Below are 15499 nucleotides of genomic sequence, written 5' to 3' on the forward strand. Positions count from 1 at the left end.
GTGTGCTCATCCCGCTCGCCGAGGTTGCCGGCCGTACCGGCTGGTCGGAACGGTCGCTCCTCGACGACTGTCGCGCGGGTGTCATCGATCATGTCTGCCGCAAGGGCTCATACAGCTTCACGCGCTGCCAACTCGACGCACTGATCGCCCGTTACACGGTTGCCGGCTCCCCCGAGCCGGTAGACCGCAGCCGAGCGTGAGGCGCGTGAGCTGGACGAGGTTATCTCCGGTACATCCGCTCACCTCGACGAGCTACCAGGAGGTACCAGGCAGCTTTCGGGCAGACCCCCTTTGATGATGAATCACAGATGCCCCTCGCTTCTCAAGCCAGAGGTTAGTTCCTCGTCGCCTAGGTGACCCGTCGGGCGGACCACCCCGGGCGGACACAGATTCGATACCGGCATGTCAAACCACTGGGTGGCGACGATCGCGTTGTTCAGCACAATGCGCGCAAGCGACTGCCGCTGCTGCACTGTCTTCAATCGAGTCAACTCCACTGCCGGCAGCAGACCGCGGTTGCGGATCACCAGCGCGATCGCACACCCATCCGGGTCCATATGTTGCAGGAGTTGTTGGGCAGACGCCTGGTGGATGCCGAGGTTGAGCAAACCCACGCCTACAACGTGGGTGGTGAGTGCCGGGTCGGCGGCGATCAGCCCGATGTGGTGTTCCTGGCAGGGAAGGCATTCGTCATACTTGGCCGCGATCGCGTCGAGGAACGGGCGCATGTTCATCGTCTGCATGCGTCCGCTGCTGTCCCTGGCCACGTCGTAATCGGCCGCGTAGATCTGGATCATTTCATGGTCGGCGCCGACTGGTCGCGGATGGTTTGGGTGTGTGTCGGACGATGTTGGCGGCCGAGAGCAGGGCCGGGGGGCGACCTTGTTGTCGTAGAAGTCTGCTGGGAGGCCCGAAGAGGTCATGGATGCATCTTTCCGCTTCCGGCGGAGTCCATCAACGACCTGCGCGCAGTCGCCTACCCGACAACCACGTGACCCGCCCCCCGGCGCTGCCGGTGAAGCCCGTGTGAGGGAACCCGAACCACCACACAAGCGCAGCAACCTCTGGAAGCGGCACCCCAACGGTCTGTACGTGCCAGCCAACCATAAAGCGAGCCCCCCAGAAAACGGACGACCGGAGCGGCACAAAGTTACCGACTGGCTCCAAGGCATCGGGACGATGGTCGCGTCTGTCATCGCCGCCATGGCTCTCCTGGTCAGTGCGCTCGCCATGAACGACCAGCAGCGCATAAATGAGGAAACACGAGATCGAACAACGCGCCGATATGCTTCTAGGGTTACATGGGACACTGAGTTGAAGGACGCCGCCGAGATCTTGCACATTCACAATCGGGCGCCCGCACCCCTTAACTCGGTACAACTGGAGATGCGGGTACTCGATCTAAAGCAACCCGGGTCCCGTGGATCTGGGCCAATGCTCTTGGCACTGCCAGGAATTGTCATTCAGCCATGCTCGACCACAAGCTACAGCATCGACTACAGCGACAAACTAGCATCCCACCTCACAAAGACTGCCGAGCCCGGCGTGATCGATCAGCCCTACATCGCTTCGTTTGTTGCGCTGTATTTCACTGACTTCTATGGAGATTGGCGCTTGCCCTCCGGGGAATCTGCGCAGTACAGCGACATCTCGGCTCTGTGGAAACTAATCTCTGGCGGGACCCTGAAAGAGATACCCAACTCGCATCGAGATCTTCCCGATTGCGGGGAAGGCGGCTGATCCTCGTCACTCACACACATCGGTGTCGCCCCGCCCGTGGCCCTCGCAGCAGTCCGGCCGATGCCCGTGCGCCCGCACCTCAACACCCCGCATCCGCCGATGCTCACCGGTCCGCTCATACAGGCAAGAACGCCACACCACCGTGCCGCCGGCCACCTCCACCTGCTGGCCCGCGCCCGGCCCGCCGACCAGCACCACCATCTCCGTGACCATGTGCCGCAGGGTAGCGGCAACGGGCGACGTTTCAGCAGGTCAGGCCGACAAAACGTGACCCACCTGCACGTCGCACTGTCGGGAACTCGACCAGCAACCCCCGAGTTCGCCCCGTGCCACCGACAATTCCCCGATGGGCAACATCGAATACGCGTACCTGCACCTCTTCCCTCAGGGCACAGGCAGGCACCTCAAATACAAGGGCGAACTAGAAGACATGCGTGGTGTACAGAAGCTTCGCGGCGACAACTTCCTCGCGCTCCTGAATGCCGTCGGCGCCGAGCGGTGGACCGTCTGGAAGCGTGCCGACGACCTTGTTCCGCCAGCGATGTGGGCCCCGATCATTGACCGGCTGATGCCAAGCAGGCCTGAGTCGACCTGGACGTTGATCCTCCGCCGTTAGGTTGCTACACGCCGGTCAAGTAGGTGTTCCCGCCACCGCCACGCCAACTCGACACACCCAGCACCAGCGAGAGCGAGACTCGCACCCTCCATCACCGCGAGCACAAACGCGACGAACCCCGTCCGGTACGAATGCTCGGCCACCCGACTCGGGGACCCGGACGTCAGCGATTCACCACCCTGTCCACTTGAGGCGCCCCGCCTCGGCCAGGAAGGCTGCGGTGGCGTCCTCGTGCTGCTCTGTCATCCATGATGGTCACGTCCACGGGAGTGGTGTACGACTTGCCCGTGCTGGGCGTGTTGCGTAGATGGGAGACGGCCACCGCGCGATCCTTCGAGACGGCTAAGTCAACAACGAAGGAGACAACGCGATGGCCGCATCTGAGAGTGTGAACTCTGCTGACCTGCTACGCGAGCAGGTGGAGTCCGCCTTGCCGGACGTTGCGGACGATGGTGAAGACGTTCGCGCAGGCGTTGATGTCCGCCGAGGCGGACGCGATCTGCGGTGCACCGTACGGACAGCGCAGCGAGGAGCGGGTCAACTCCCGCAACGGCTACCGGGCCCGGGAGTGGGACACCCGCGCCGGCACGATCGACCTGGCTGTTCCGAAGCTACGCACGGGTTCGTACTTCCCGGACTGGCTGCTGACCCACAGACGGCGTGCCGAACAGGCCCTGGTCTCGGTCGTGGCCACGTCGTACCTGCTCGGAGTCTCCACCCGACGGGTCGAAAAACTCGTCGAGCAACTCGGGATCAGACAGCTGCCGAAGTCGCAGGTCTCGGAGATGGCGGCGCATCTCGACGCCCAGGTCGAAGCGTTCCGCAACCGACCCCTCGACACGGGGCCCTACACCTTCGTCTGGATGGACGCGCTGACGACGGGCCAACGATCATCAACATCCTCGACGGGACGGCACGATCGTTGGGAAAGCCACCCCGATGAACAATGGCACGCGGATGGTCGGGTGCGACGATCCCCAGCTGCACGCGACCATCATCGCGGCCCCGGGTCACGGTCGGATCGTGTTCGCCACCAACCGCGCATACAACGTGGCCACCATGTGCGCGTGCTGCAAATACACGATGGACGCTATCGATGGGTACGTGACCAACCGCAACGGCCGGGACGTCGTGGTGTGCATCGACTGGTGCGGCGGACACGACGACGCGTGCGTGACGTTGTGAGCTGAACCCACCGACCCCCGGCCGATCGTGGCACCGGAGGTCGGAGGTAGTGCGGACTAGCGTCATGCCGGACGTCGATACGAATCCCGGAGCAGCACCAGCCCGGCTACCTGTACGAAGACCTCCCGCCGGTCGAGCGCCTTGCCACCCGCGTCGACCACGTAGCCGGTGAGCCACAGCCACCCGTGGTACGTCGGCCGGGGGTCTACCGTCGCCACCCGCAGCATGAATTTCCGCCCGCCGCCGAACTGCACGCTTGCGCCAGCCCCCACGCCGACCACATCGCCCGTTACCGGGGTCCGGTTCACCAGTGCCGGCCCTGGTTGCGCATCTTGACCCGCTGGCACGTCTCACCGCAGCGGCAGACCGTTCGGTTGTGGAGGGTGGACCACACCGGCCCGTGGCGGGTGACGATCCGTGCAGCCTCGTGTCGGAGCCACCTGATCCAGAACATCCGGACCTCCAGCCTACGTTACCTAGTACACGCCGTGTACCCACCGTACCCCGTAACACCCTCCTGGATCACGTTCGTGTTTGCTATTGATCGTGGGAGGGGGCTGCGTTGGCAGAACCGATGTACGTGCAGATCGCTGACGACATTGCGCAGCAGATCGCCGAAGGAAACCTCAAGCCAGGTGAGAAGCTGCCCAGCACGGCGGCTCTACGCGCCAAGTACGAGGTGTCGGAGACAGTCATCCGGTTCGTCATGGTCAGGCTGAAAACCCAGGGCCTGGTGGACGGCCAACCCGGGCGTGGCGTGTTCGTCACGAAGCCTGCGGGCTAGCGCCGAGGTCCGCGACAGCAAGGATCAGGGCGGCCCGGTGCTGGCGTTCGATCCTGCGGCTTGGCGTACGTTCATCGCCTCCACCAGCGGAACAACTCCGCAACGGCCTTGATGATGTTGGGACGGTCCTTAGGATCGGACCCGCGCAAGGCCATTCGCGTGATGATGATCCGGCCAGCGACCGAGGCAGTGAAGGTCACAGCAAGGGCCCAGCCACCATGCGACGCAAGCGGTTCGAGAACTTGTAAAGTTCATCGGTCCCCCTCCCTGATTGGGCGGGGAGTACAGAACCCAGCCCAACCAGTGCGAACACTGGTCTGGCTCAGTCCCTGACTCCGGCAACGGGGATCTCAGTGAATGTCTTAGATCAGCTTGTCCACCCGTGAGTGAACCCGCCAAGCCACCATGCACTTGAATATGCAGGCGAGCGCCCTAAACCAAACCTCCCTCAACAGCGACCCATCATCTCTGTCCTACGCCGGAGGCAGTCAGAGATCATCCACAATCCACACCAATCATGGGGATTGCAGGATGTAGTCGGCCATGTGAGCGGAACGTCTGCAAGAACGGACCGCCCGCCCCGGCAAGGCTCAGCCGGATCGCCAGGTCCGGCGAGCCGTCGACACCAGCTCGTCATGGTTCTCGTCGCGCCTCGCCACACCCTCCTGGTATCGACCCTTCTTCTTGCGTCGCCATTCCTTCACGGCCAGGCCAGGGCACGGTGAGCTAAGTCGCTCTGCTCGCCGTTGAGTGGAGTCTCCCTGATGGCAGCCCTCATGTCGGCGATCCGGGTGACGTTGAATGGGTCCTGCATGTCAGCTCCAATGGATAGGCAGTGCGGCTTGCTCGGTGTGGACGCACGTGGTGAAGTCCGTCGGGTCCATGGCGTGGATCTGGTGCAACCGTTCGGACGCCGTCGGTGCGTGCGGGAACGGTTGGGGATCACCAGCCACACCGCCGAACTCGGACTCATCTGAGCCGGTCGACCAACGAGGCCAGGTACTCGGCGACTTGCTCGTGCTGGTTCATCTCAACCGCGGACTGCGGGGAACTTGTCGCCAAGCTCCTGCCGCTCGGCAGCGGCCTCCACCGCCCGACCCTGCTCGCGCGCCTGGGCCTTAAGCGCCGTCTCCTCCAGCGAGGCGATCTCCCGATATAGATTGCCGAGTGCGCTTTCCCGCTCGTCCGCGTCCGCTCGCTCGTGAGCCATCAGTTCGTCCTTTCATCTCGTGGTTAAGTCCAACCGCAATCAAGTGCCGCATGGGTTTCTGATCGGTATTCGCCCCGGATAGCCGCAAGCACGTCAAGAGTCGTGAGCATTGCCTCCGAGATCTGAAGTCGTGTTTCTACCGGGAATTGAGTTAGCCGGCCACGTCTCCCCATCACCTCTCCCTCTGTTGGCGAACATGTGCCCAGCGTCGACCTCTGATCGATTGGCTGGATTCCGGTGGACCTCAGGTCAGGCCGGATATATACGGCGGGCAGGCCACAGACCCGCAAATAACGCCGTCCCCACTATTTTCACACATGGCCCAGAAAGTCAATGGCGCTCGAAGCCATCCAGGGCTACCGTGTCCGGCCATGACCGTCAGCGATACGGAAGCTCAGGCCCTGGCCGCGATGATGGGCCGACTCGACGTCGTTGAGTCTTGGGCCAAGGAGCAGACAGGGACCCCCGCACCGGGGAGCTCGCTGGCGGGTGACGACCGTAGGACACATCCTCACGAGGTGAGTCACGCAGCCATACAGTCGGTGGGTGCGGGGGTGGACCATCTCCATGCGCTCCGCAGAACGCTCACAGGGAGGGACCCTGCGCACGTCGCTCTACACACCTACGCGCCCTTCACCCTGATCCGAGCTGCACTTGAGAACGCTGCTGCGGCCGTCTGGCTCGTTGCACCAGCCGGACGACCCGAAAGGCTTACCCGTCGCCTCCGCCTTGAGATGAAGAGTCTCCAGGAGATGCAGCGCTTCTTCCGTGTCGCTGACATTCCCGGGTCGGACGAGGTACAACGGAGGCAAGATCGCGTTTTTGGGCTTGCTGATACCACGGGCATAGATCACGCCGAGCTAACGGCACATCTAACGATCACGGAAGTCTTGAAAGAGGCGGAGAAAGTAGCCGGCCTGCGCGACGACAACGGCCAGCATTTGGCCGTGATCTTCTGGCGTATCTGTAGCGCTCTTGCCCACGGAGATAAGTGGGTGCTCCCCCTGCTCGACCTAGAAGTCATGGGGTCGTTTGGCCCTGGCGTCCACAACGTGCGAGTCAGCGCACCCGTCCCGCTCTTCACGGCGGGGGTCCATGCGTCGCTTGCGCTCGTCCACACCGCTCGACAGTTGTACGAACAACGTGCCGCTGCACCCTTCTCGGACGACTAGTCCCCGAGTTACGGTGCGGGCAGTTCGGGCTGCTGAACTGTCGAGCGTCGGCCCTTCCGCTCCCACCTCCGACACCACCAGTCGAGCCGATGCCGTGAGTCCTGCGGGAACACCGTCTGCAACGCGGCAAGACCGACACCCCCGCCAATCGTTGCGGCGATCACCCACCAGGGCGCACCTGCCATGACCAGAGCCCCGGCGCCTCCGCTCGCTGCCAGCAGGCCAAGGGGTGCCGAGCGCGGGTTCATGACCGGGCTCGTCGGATCGACGCGTCACGAAGCTCGGCACGGAGTTGCCAAGCCCGGTCGAACAACCTGATGGCGTACATTAACTGCTGAGTACAGGTTGCACCCGATCTGGCTAGTTCCCACAGTTCGGAACGGAACTCCTCGGCGTAACGTGGGCGATTCGTCTCAGGCAGTATCCGTGTCAGGCCGGCAAGAATTTGAACTGCTGCGCGGTTGGGGCGCCAAATGTCGGTGTTAGCCTTTGCTTTCGGCCAACGTAGGCCCGAGGTCGCCTTTTGCTCATGGATCAGATTTAGAGTGCCGACAAGCTCCCTTGCATACTCCTCAGCCTGCGAAAGCGTAAATTTCGGAGCGCCAATATCTATATGCTGAAGCTCAAGCTCAAGCTTGGCGAGTTCCAGGCCAATAGTCTGGCCGAGGCGGACAGCAGCACCGAATGCAAACCTGGACTCAGCGGTGCTTGGCTCGATGCTCATTAACTGGGCTTCCAAGGCAGTTAGGTCATTGCCGACCCGGTTTAGATGACTAACGAGTGCCTTGCCTACAGCACCTTCAGCGCTGTCGGCGCGAGCAGCCTCGATGGCATGTGCTATCTGAATACTCTGTCCGAGGAGTCGCAGGCTCTTGTCACGACGGAGCACGATCTTGCTCATCGCGCACCGCCGAGGGCGGGATTATCAGTCCAGCCAGCCAAGCCAGCAAGGGGACTGCGCGCGTTGGCCAGGGCGTGACGAGCTTGCTCCGCACCGTCGGGACTCAGTCGGTAGTAGCGCCGGCGAGGCCGGCCCGCCTCGGCAGGGTTGACCTCCTCCCACCGAGACTCCAACCAGCCCAGTCCCTCAAGGCGGGCAAGGATGGGGTGCACCGTGCCGCTGGGCAGGCCGGCAGCTTCGCAGACCTGGAGCCCGTACATCTCGCGGGTGGGGTGCTCAAGAAGGCCACGAAGGACGGCCTGGGTAGGCATCGTCATCCGAAGGCCGCTGGGCTTGACCATAGTGGAACTCTACCAAGCCCCCTAGGTAGAGAACAAGCTATCTCTATTGATCGTTTTCCACCCGCCGGTCCGTCCGGACGTAGGTCATCGTCCAGGTCCCGTCGTCCGCCGGTTGTGGCTCCAACTCGTACAGGTGGTCCGTCTCAGGGGTCATACCCGGCACGTCGTTCCGCTGGGCCAGGATCCACTGCTCCGGCGGTCGCCCGTTGCTCCCGGCGGGCAGATCCCGAACAACTCCGTCAGCCGGGCCGCCTCGGAGGTGCACAATCACGGTCGGCATGTATAGGTCTCGCAACACCTCAGCGGTAGCACATATGCGCTGGTGGGAGGGATTAAAACGGGGGGATGCCTGTTCCCTGAGGGTGAAGCTGTGCAACACTTCGGGGTGCATAGTGCATGCAGGCATGCAGCAGAGGAACCCCCGCCCCTGCTTACTAGGGCGCGAGGCGGAGGAACCCTCTCGCTGGAGTGGGCCCGTCGACCGGTAGGTCAGGCGGGTCCACACCCGTTTCCGGACGTGATCACGCCCAGGAGTGTCGCAACTGCCGTGAGCACCTTAAGGATCAAGAGGCTCACTTCGCCCACCTTCTTCCACCGGGTGCCGGTTTCAGGCGGTGGGCTTGGGATGGGTGCTCCCTGCGCATCAGGCATTCAGACCTCGCGTGATCGAGTCGAGGGGGCGGCTGCCTCCCTCCGGATCGGAGACGGCGAAGTGCCCGCCTTGATCTCGATCAGTAGGTCGTCCTGCTTGGTGCTATCGAGCAGCATAGTCGCCCCGCCGGTCACGCCCGGTCGGTCAGCACCCGAGCGCAGCACCGAGGACCGACTTACCCACTTTGACGGGTTACGCAGAGTCTTTTCCACAGGGGCTTGACCAGCACAGATGTCGAATAGTTGGACGCTCCACTTCGTTATCCACAACTTCACCGAGGTCCCCAGGTCCACCACGACGTTGCCAACTCCAGAAACAGGACCAGCCCGAGACGGTCGCTCGCGGTTGGCGATCTGACCCGCCCAGCGGGTCGGAGGTTGCCAATCCGGACACGGGCCAAATCGATCCCCCGGTCAAATCGGCGACTCGCTCAGCGAACAACTCGGAGCCCTTTCCGGGCCCGGACAACGGGCATCCCACCCAGGTGTCTGATGTGGATCAGCGGCAGCGCCCGCGGGGTCTTGTAGCAGCGTGCTAAGGGTCCGCAGCTAGAGCTTGGCGGCACTGGGATTAGCCCACTAACAAGGGGATCAGTGTGCCCACACAGCTCCAGGCCGGCGCTTGGGTAGCCAGCGCTCTTGCCCTGGGATACTTCATCCTGGTCGGCATCATCGCGGTGCTCGCGTCGGCACACCCCGACCCCAAGCGACGGGTAGACGCGCGAGGGGTCCTGGACCTGTTACTACGGGCCAACCGCCGGAGACGCTGAGCGCTACGCAGAGACGCTGGGACCACCCGGACCCGTGGGACCTACACACCCACATCTCCATACCCCGGACGGGGAACGGACCGGGGTACGCGGTGGCATCACGTCCTCCAGCGGGGGATCCGGCTCCAACGGATGGTCCGGTTACCCGGCACACCTTGGCGGCCGAGCCACCCATCGGAAACGCCCCGAATGCCGAGCTGTGGATAACTGAGCCGGCTGTGGATAACTGCTCCCGGCCGAGTGGATCTGCTAAGCGAACCGTCGCATTGCGGTACCAATCAGGCACTGGTCGCTGCGGCTTCCGCCGTACCCGGGAAGGGGTTTTCCGGGCGCGGGTGCGGGGACGGCGCGCGGACGGCGGGCCCGGCGGGCGTCGGGCGGCGCCGCAAATATCCCCGGGCGCTACGGGTACGCGACCGCATGAACCATCCGCTTCCCGCAGGGAAGCCTTCAGGGGAGGAGCCGTCATGGCGCAGTCCGTGAGCACCGTCGTGCTGGAGCCGGCCGCGCAGGAGGTGGCCCGGATGACCGCGAACCCGCCGTTCCTGTTCCAACTCGGGCCGGAGAAGGGGCGGGCGAAGCTGGCCGAACTACAGTCCGGCAACACACCGAGGCCCGAGGTGGACATCGAGGACATCATGGTGCCGGGTGGCCCGTCCGGTCAGGTTCCCGTCCGGATCGTCCGGCCCAGGGGCGAGGGACCCCGGCACAACGGTGTGGGCGGCGGCAAACTGCTCGATCGGGTCCGGTCCGCCGCACACGAGATGATGCAACCGAAGGGGGTCGGCGGGCTGCTTCCGGCAGTGCTCTACCTGCACGGCGCGGGCTGGGTGTTCGGGGACTCCCACACCCATGACCGGCTCATCCGGGAACTCGCCGTGCAGTCCCACTCGGCCATCGTCTTCCCCGAGTACAGCCGGTCACCGGAGGCGCGGTACCCGACGGCGATCGAGGAGTGCTACGCGGTGGCGCAGTGGATAGCTGCCCAGGGCGGTGACTACGGCCTGGACCCCTCCCGGATGGCCGTCGCCGGCGACTCGGTGGGCGGGAACATGGCCACGGTGCTGACGATGCTGGCCAACCAGCGCAACGGCCCCCGCTTCGCCGAACAGGTCCTGCTCTACCCGGTCACCGACGCCAACTTCGAGACCGGGTCCTATCGGGAGTTCGCCGATGGTTACTACCTCGGCCGGGAGCAGATGATGTGGTTCTGGGACCAGTACCTGCCCGACCGGGCCGAGCGGTCGAACCCGATGGCGTCGCCGTTGCACGCCGGCATCGACCAGTTGAAGGGCCTGCCGCCCACACTGATCACGACCAACGAGGCGGACGTGCTGCGCGACGAGGGCGAGGCGTACGCGTCGAAGCTGCGTCAGGCCGGCGTTCCGGTCACCCTGGTCCGGTACCAGGGGATCATCCACGACATGGCGATGCTCGACTCGCTGGCCGGTACCCAGGCCGCCCGGTCCCTCACCGCCCAGGCCGCGATGACCCTGAACCGGGCCCTGCACCACGGCGGCTGACCCACGATGTGTCCGGCGCCGATCGCTGGAACCGGCGGCGCGGCCGGTGACTTCCCGCCTTGGCAGGGCACGACGGTTGCGTACGACCGGGGGTTGACCAGCGTCGAAGCGGACGTACCGGCGAGTATCCGGAAAAGCGACGACCCCCGTCGGGGGGAGACGGGGGTCGTCTGGGGTTCGGCTCCGGGGGGGTCGAGCCGAACCCGCTCAGCGGTCACGGGGGGTGCGACCGCCGAGGTCTACCGAGCACAGAGGATATGAAAGTGTGTCGTAAATACAAGCATGCCTGAGTCGACCCGTATACGTCGAGTGGCGTTAACTTCCACTCCCTGCGAAAGTTTGCCTTCGCAGTGTGACAGTGATCACCAGGCGGGCTGATCAACCGATCAGTCGGTAACCGGTCGGCAGGTGCCAAAGGTGACCCCGCGCACCCGGTGACCATAGACCATCCGGCTAGACTTTCGCGCCGTGGGCCGAAGCGCCGCTTTTTTCGATCTGGACAAGACCGTCATCGCCAAGTCGAGCGCGTTGGCGTTCGGTCGGCCGTTCTACCGGGACGGGTTGATCACGCGTCGAGACGTGGTCAAATCCGCGTACGCCCAGCTCATGTTCCGGCTGGGCGGCACCGACGAGCAGACGATGGCGCGTACCAGGGACTACCTGGCCGCACTCTGCAAGGGCTGGCCGGTGGACCAGGTCCGCCAGATCGTCGCCGAGACCCTGCACGAGCTGATCAACCCCTACGTGTACGCCGAGGCCGCCGCGCTGATCGAGGAGCACCAGGCCGCCGGGCGGGACGTCGTACTGGTCTCCGCCTCCGGTGAGGAGATGGTCCGGCCGATCGGCGAACTGCTCGGCGTCGCCGACGTCATCGCGACCCGGATGTCGGTGGTGGACGGGCGCTACAGCGGCGAGGTGGAGTTCTACGCCGCCGGGCCCAGCAAGGTCGACGCGGTCGGCGAGCTGGCCCGGGAACGTGGCTACGACCTCGACCAGTCGTACGCGTACTCCGACTCGGTCAGCGATCGTCCCCTGCTGGAGTGTGTCGGGCACCCGAGCGCCGTCAATCCGGACCGGGCACTGCGCAAGTTGGCCGCCGAGAACGGTTGGCCGGTACTGGAGTTCCGGCACCCCGTACCGCTCGGTCGGCGGCTCCGGGAACGTCCTGCCGTACCGGTCGCGGCGGCGGCCATCGGAGTCGGCGTGGGCGTCGCCATCGGCATCGCCTGGTACGGCCGGCACCGCCGGGCCCGCGCCACCACCGCCTGACCCGCTCGGCAAGAGTTAACAAGGGGCCCTTCCTATACAGAAAACGATAAGAAGGGGCCCTTCCTTGCACTCAGGCGAGGGCCTCGTCGCCGATGGTGACCAGTTGGTCGGCGCCGATCTCGACGGCCGTGGCGTAGTGGCGCAGCCAGGAGCGGACCCCGTCGGAGGTGCCGGTGGCGAAGGCGCCGGCCGCGCCGACGTACTCCGGTTCGCGTTCCAGGTGGCCCAGGTCGACCGCGATCAGTCCGCGCGGGTCCAGACCGGTGGCGAGCAGGGTGAGCCGGGCGGCGGCCCGGGCGACCACCCCGGAGGGCCCGGCGAAGGGCCGTAACGCGAGCAGTTCTCCGTGCACCACCGCGGCGAGGATCAGCGGTGACACCGAGGTTCCGCCGACGACCAGGCCGGCCAGGCCGTCCAACCGGGCGCTGAGCGCACGCAGTGCGATCGAATCTCCAGCCGGCGAGTCGACGCCGGGCTCGGGTGCCGGAATCGGACGGCCGAGTTCGTCCTCGGGTACGGTGCCCCGGGCCGCCAGGGTGTGCAGCTTGGCCAGCACCTGGCGGGGCGCCCTGGGCCACAGGTCGGCCAGCCCCGGCAGCGCACCGGCGACCCGCAGGGCGCCCTGTAGCACCGGATCGGTGACGGTGCCGGCCCGGACGGCCTCACGCTCGTGGACGTACCCCTCCAGGGCGGAACTGGCCACCGCGGACCGCAGGCTGACCTCGGCCGCGACCTGGCCACCCTGCCGGCGCAGCGCGCGGTGCCGCAGCGCCTCGTCGACCCGCTCGCGGGCCCGGTCCACGGCGGGTGCGATGTCGGCGAGGCTGAGCAGCGGGGCGAGCGGATCGGTCGGCACTCTGCCACCGTAGTTCCCAGGGTCGGGACTCCCGTCGCCGGCGCGACCCGTTCGGTGCGGGGCCCGCCCGGCCAGGGGACCGGCGAGCGCCGGAAGTCGGCCATTCGGCGCGCGTCGGTGCCGGAGCGCTCCAGATCCCTCGCACCAGCCACGACACGCCGATTAACCTCCTACCGAACACACGTCACGCGACGCCTGAGGAGCCCCCACCATGAGCGAGACTCTGGCAAACCTGTTGCAGGAGACCCGGCAGTTCCCGCCGCCGGCCGACCTTGCCGCCGCCGCCAACGTCACCGCCGCCGCCTACGACGAGGCCGCCGCGGACCGGTTGGCGTTCTGGGCCCGGCAGGCCGGCCGGCTGGACTGGTCGAAGGAGTGGCACCAGATCCTCGACTGGTCCAATCCGCCGTTCGCCAAGTGGTTCGTGGGCGGGCAGCTCAACGTCGCCTACAACTGCCTCGACCGGCACGTTCTCGCCGGGAACGGCGACCGGGTGGCCATCGAGTGGGAGGGCGAGCCCGGCGACAACCGCACCATCACGTACGCCGACCTGCTCGCGATGACCAGCCAGGCGGCCAACGCACTGACCGACCTGGGCGTCGTCGCCGGGGACCGGGTGGCGATCTACCTGCCGATGATTCCGGAGGCGGCGGTCGCGATGCTCGCCTGCGCCCGGATCGGGGCCACCCACAGCGTCGTCTTCGGCGGCTTCTCCGCCGACTCGCTCTCCAACCGGATCGAGGACGCGAGCGCCAAGGTGGTGATCACCGCCGACGGTGGTTACCGGCGGGGCAAGCCGTCGGCGCTCAAGCCGACGGTGGACGAGGCCGTCAGCCGGTGTCCGAGCATCGAACACGTCCTGGTGGTCCGGCGTACCGGTCAGGAGGTCGACTGGACGGACAAGGACCTGTGGTGGCACGAGACGGTGGAGACCGCCTCGGCCGAGCACACCGCCGAGGCCTTCGACGCCGAGCACCCGCTGTTCATCCTCTACACGAGCGGCACCACGGCCAAGCCGAAGGGCATCCTGCACACCTCGGGCGGGTACCTGACCCAGGTCGCGTACACCCACCACGCGGTCTTCGACCTGAAGCCGGAGACGGACGTCTACTGGTGCTCCGCGGACATCGGCTGGGTGACCGGGCACTCGTACATCGTCTACGGCCCGCTCGCCAACGGCGCGACCCAGTTGATGTACGAGGGCACCCCGGACACCCCGCACCGGGGCCGGTTCTGGGAGCTGATCCAGAAGCACAAGGTGAGCATCCTCTACACCGCGCCCACGCTGATCCGCACGATGATGAAGTGGGGCGCGGACATCCCCGAGCAGTACGACCTGTCGTCGCTGCGCCTGCTCGGCAGCGTCGGCGAGCCGATCAACCCCGAGGCGTGGATGTGGTACCGGGAGAACATCGGCCGGGGCGAGTGCCCGGTCGTCGACACCTGGTGGCAGACCGAGACGGGCGCGATGATGATCTCCCCGTTGCCGGGCGTGACGGCCGCCAAGCCGGGCAGCGCGATGCGCCCGTTGCCGGGCATCAGTGCCGACGTGGTCGACGACCAGGCCGAGTCGGTGCCGAACGGTGGCGGCGGCTTCCTGGTGCTCCGTGAGCCGTGGCCGTCGATGCTGCGCACCATCTGGGGTGACGACGAGCGGTTCGTCGACACCTACTGGTCCCGGTTCGAGGGGCTGTACTTCGCCGGGGACGGGGCGAAGAAGGACGACGACGGCGACCTGTGGCTGCTCGGCCGGGTCGACGACGTGATGCTGGTGTCGGGACACAACATCTCGACGACGGAGGTGGAGTCCGCGCTTGTCTCGCATCCGTCGGTTGCCGAGGCCGCCGTGGTCGGCGCGACCGACCCGACCACCGGACAGGCGATCGTCGCGTTCACCATCCCGCGCGGTCACGTCGACACCTCGGGCGAGGCCGGCGAGGCCCTGATCGCCGAGCTACGTGAGCACGTCTCGAAGACGCTCGGCCCGATCGCCAAGCCGCGCCAGATCATGCTGGTCGCGGAGCTGCCGAAGACCCGTTCGGGCAAGATCATGCGTCGACTGCTCCGGGACGTGGCCGAGAACCGCTCCCTCGGCGACGTGACGACGTTGCAGGACTCCTCGGTGATGGAACTGATCTCGGCCGGCATGAACTCGGGCAAGTCCGACGAGGACTGACCGACCGCCTCGACGGCGGGGTGACCCGGGGGCAGACGAAAGCTGACCCGGGTCAGCCGGCGATTCCGCCACCACGAGGATGGGCGGGCCCACTGCGGGCCCGCCCATCGTCGTCACAGAGTGTGGTCGTCCGGACGCACCGTCGCCGGGAGTGGCCGCGTGCGTACGCCGTCGTCGTGCAGGTGGGTGGGCGGGTCAGCGAGCGGGTCCGGTTTCGGACACAGTGCTGTCCGCAACTAGACGTGCGACCTGCCGGCAAGGTTTCGACCGTGGCCGAATCGTGACATGCGCATACCGGAAAATAG

Annotated in this window: 16 protein-coding genes and 1 pseudogene; 10 read left to right on the forward strand and 7 right to left on the reverse strand. The window is 65.8% G+C overall.

Features of this window, described 5'->3' with window-relative positions; genetic code table 11:
* Positions 1 to 2: 2 nt before the first annotated feature.
* Complete coding sequence (locus H4W31_RS06160; RefSeq protein WP_192765769.1) at positions 3 to 200, forward strand: hypothetical protein; 198 nt, start codon at positions 3 to 5, stop codon at positions 198 to 200.
* A 102-nt stretch (positions 201 to 302) separates the two neighbouring features.
* Here H4W31_RS06160 and H4W31_RS06165 read toward each other — a convergent pair whose 3' ends face one another.
* Entirely contained in the window at positions 303 to 797 is a 495-nt protein-coding gene (locus H4W31_RS06165) for a hypothetical protein (protein WP_192765770.1), read from the reverse strand.
* A gap of 637 nt (positions 798 to 1434) precedes the next feature.
* On the opposite strand from H4W31_RS06165, the gene H4W31_RS06170 reads away from it, so the two are divergent.
* Positions 1435 to 1740, forward strand: a complete 306-nt coding sequence (locus H4W31_RS06170; protein ID WP_192765771.1) for a hypothetical protein — start codon at positions 1435 to 1437, stop codon at positions 1738 to 1740.
* A gap of 6 nt (positions 1741 to 1746) precedes the next feature.
* Here H4W31_RS06170 and H4W31_RS06175 read toward each other — a convergent pair whose 3' ends face one another.
* Positions 1747 to 1953 (reverse strand): hypothetical protein, encoded by a 207-nt coding sequence (locus H4W31_RS06175; protein WP_225945410.1) that lies wholly within the window; start codon positions 1951 to 1953, stop codon positions 1747 to 1749.
* 133 nt (positions 1954 to 2086) lie between these two features.
* On the opposite strand from H4W31_RS06175, the gene H4W31_RS06180 reads away from it, so the two are divergent.
* Together H4W31_RS06180 and H4W31_RS06185 are read left to right on the forward strand one after the other, a co-directional pair.
* Positions 2087 to 2356, forward strand: a complete 270-nt coding sequence (locus H4W31_RS06180) for a hypothetical protein (RefSeq protein WP_192765772.1) — start codon at positions 2087 to 2089, stop codon at positions 2354 to 2356.
* A gap of 370 nt (positions 2357 to 2726) precedes the next feature.
* Positions 2727 to 3273, forward strand: a pseudogene (locus H4W31_RS06185) (transposase); the annotation flags it as partial.
* 330 nt (positions 3274 to 3603) lie between these two features.
* On the opposite strand, the gene H4W31_RS06190 reads toward H4W31_RS06185, so the two are convergent.
* Positions 3604 to 3813 carry a hypothetical protein gene (locus tag H4W31_RS06190; protein ID WP_225947831.1) on the reverse strand — a complete coding sequence of 70 codons (210 nt, stop codon included), beginning with the start codon at positions 3811 to 3813 and terminating at the stop codon, positions 3604 to 3606.
* Between the two features lie 302 nt (positions 3814 to 4115).
* Here H4W31_RS06190 and H4W31_RS06195 point away from each other — a divergent pair, with 302 nt between their 5' ends.
* Positions 4116 to 4325 (forward strand): winged helix-turn-helix domain-containing protein, encoded by a 210-nt coding sequence (locus H4W31_RS06195; RefSeq protein WP_225945411.1) that lies wholly within the window; start codon positions 4116 to 4118, stop codon positions 4323 to 4325.
* Complete coding sequence (locus tag H4W31_RS44695) at positions 4294 to 4437, forward strand: DUF397 domain-containing protein (protein ID WP_192765774.1); 144 nt, start codon at positions 4294 to 4296, stop codon at positions 4435 to 4437. Before H4W31_RS06195 ends, H4W31_RS44695 begins: the two co-directional genes overlap by 32 nt.
* A 918-nt stretch (positions 4438 to 5355) precedes the next feature.
* Here the strand turns inward: H4W31_RS44695 and H4W31_RS06205 are convergent.
* The gene (locus H4W31_RS06205; RefSeq protein ID WP_192765775.1) at positions 5356 to 5535 is read right to left on the reverse strand and encodes a hypothetical protein; all 180 of its coding nucleotides are present in this window, start codon (positions 5533 to 5535) and stop codon (positions 5356 to 5358) included.
* A 371-nt stretch (positions 5536 to 5906) separates the two neighbouring features.
* On the opposite strand from H4W31_RS06205, the gene H4W31_RS06210 reads away from it, so the two are divergent.
* On the forward strand, positions 5907 to 6707 hold the full coding sequence (locus H4W31_RS06210) for a hypothetical protein (protein WP_192765776.1): 801 nt from the start codon (positions 5907 to 5909) through the stop codon (positions 6705 to 6707).
* A gap of 244 nt (positions 6708 to 6951) precedes the next feature.
* On the opposite strand, the gene H4W31_RS42535 is transcribed toward H4W31_RS06210, so the two are convergent.
* Together H4W31_RS42535 and H4W31_RS06220 are read right to left on the reverse strand one after the other, a co-directional pair.
* A complete protein-coding gene (locus H4W31_RS42535) occupies positions 6952 to 7608 on the reverse strand; it encodes a hypothetical protein (RefSeq protein WP_225945412.1) in 657 nt (218 codons plus the stop codon).
* Positions 7605 to 7949: a PadR family transcriptional regulator gene (locus H4W31_RS06220; protein WP_318783049.1), complete on the reverse strand. Its 345-nt coding sequence runs from the start codon at positions 7947 to 7949 to the stop codon at positions 7605 to 7607. The genes H4W31_RS42535 and H4W31_RS06220 overlap by 4 nt, the downstream gene beginning before the upstream one ends.
* Positions 7950 to 9837: 1888 nt before the next feature.
* Between H4W31_RS06220 and H4W31_RS06230 the strand changes: the two genes are divergently transcribed.
* Positions 9838 to 10893 (forward strand): alpha/beta hydrolase, encoded by a 1056-nt coding sequence (locus tag H4W31_RS06230; RefSeq protein ID WP_192765778.1) that lies wholly within the window; start codon positions 9838 to 9840, stop codon positions 10891 to 10893.
* A gap of 468 nt (positions 10894 to 11361) precedes the next feature.
* The gene (locus tag H4W31_RS06235; protein ID WP_192765779.1) at positions 11362 to 12162 is read left to right on the forward strand and encodes an HAD family hydrolase; all 801 of its coding nucleotides are present in this window, start codon (positions 11362 to 11364) and stop codon (positions 12160 to 12162) included.
* A gap of 70 nt (positions 12163 to 12232) precedes the next feature.
* Here the strand turns inward: H4W31_RS06235 and H4W31_RS06240 are convergent, their stop codons facing one another.
* Positions 12233 to 13018, reverse strand: a complete 786-nt coding sequence (locus H4W31_RS06240; RefSeq protein WP_192765780.1) for a Fic family protein — start codon at positions 13016 to 13018, stop codon at positions 12233 to 12235.
* Positions 13019 to 13229: 211 nt separating this feature from the next.
* On the opposite strand from H4W31_RS06240, the gene acs reads away from it, so the two are divergent.
* Positions 13230 to 15194 carry an acetate--CoA ligase gene (gene acs / locus H4W31_RS06245; protein ID WP_192765781.1) on the forward strand — a complete coding sequence of 655 codons (1965 nt, stop codon included), beginning with the start codon at positions 13230 to 13232 and terminating at the stop codon, positions 15192 to 15194.
* Positions 15195 to 15499: the final 305 nt, after the last annotated feature.

The organism is Plantactinospora soyae (genome assembly GCF_014874095.1).
In the GTDB taxonomy this organism is placed as follows: domain Bacteria; phylum Actinomycetota; class Actinomycetes; order Mycobacteriales; family Micromonosporaceae; genus Plantactinospora; species Plantactinospora soyae.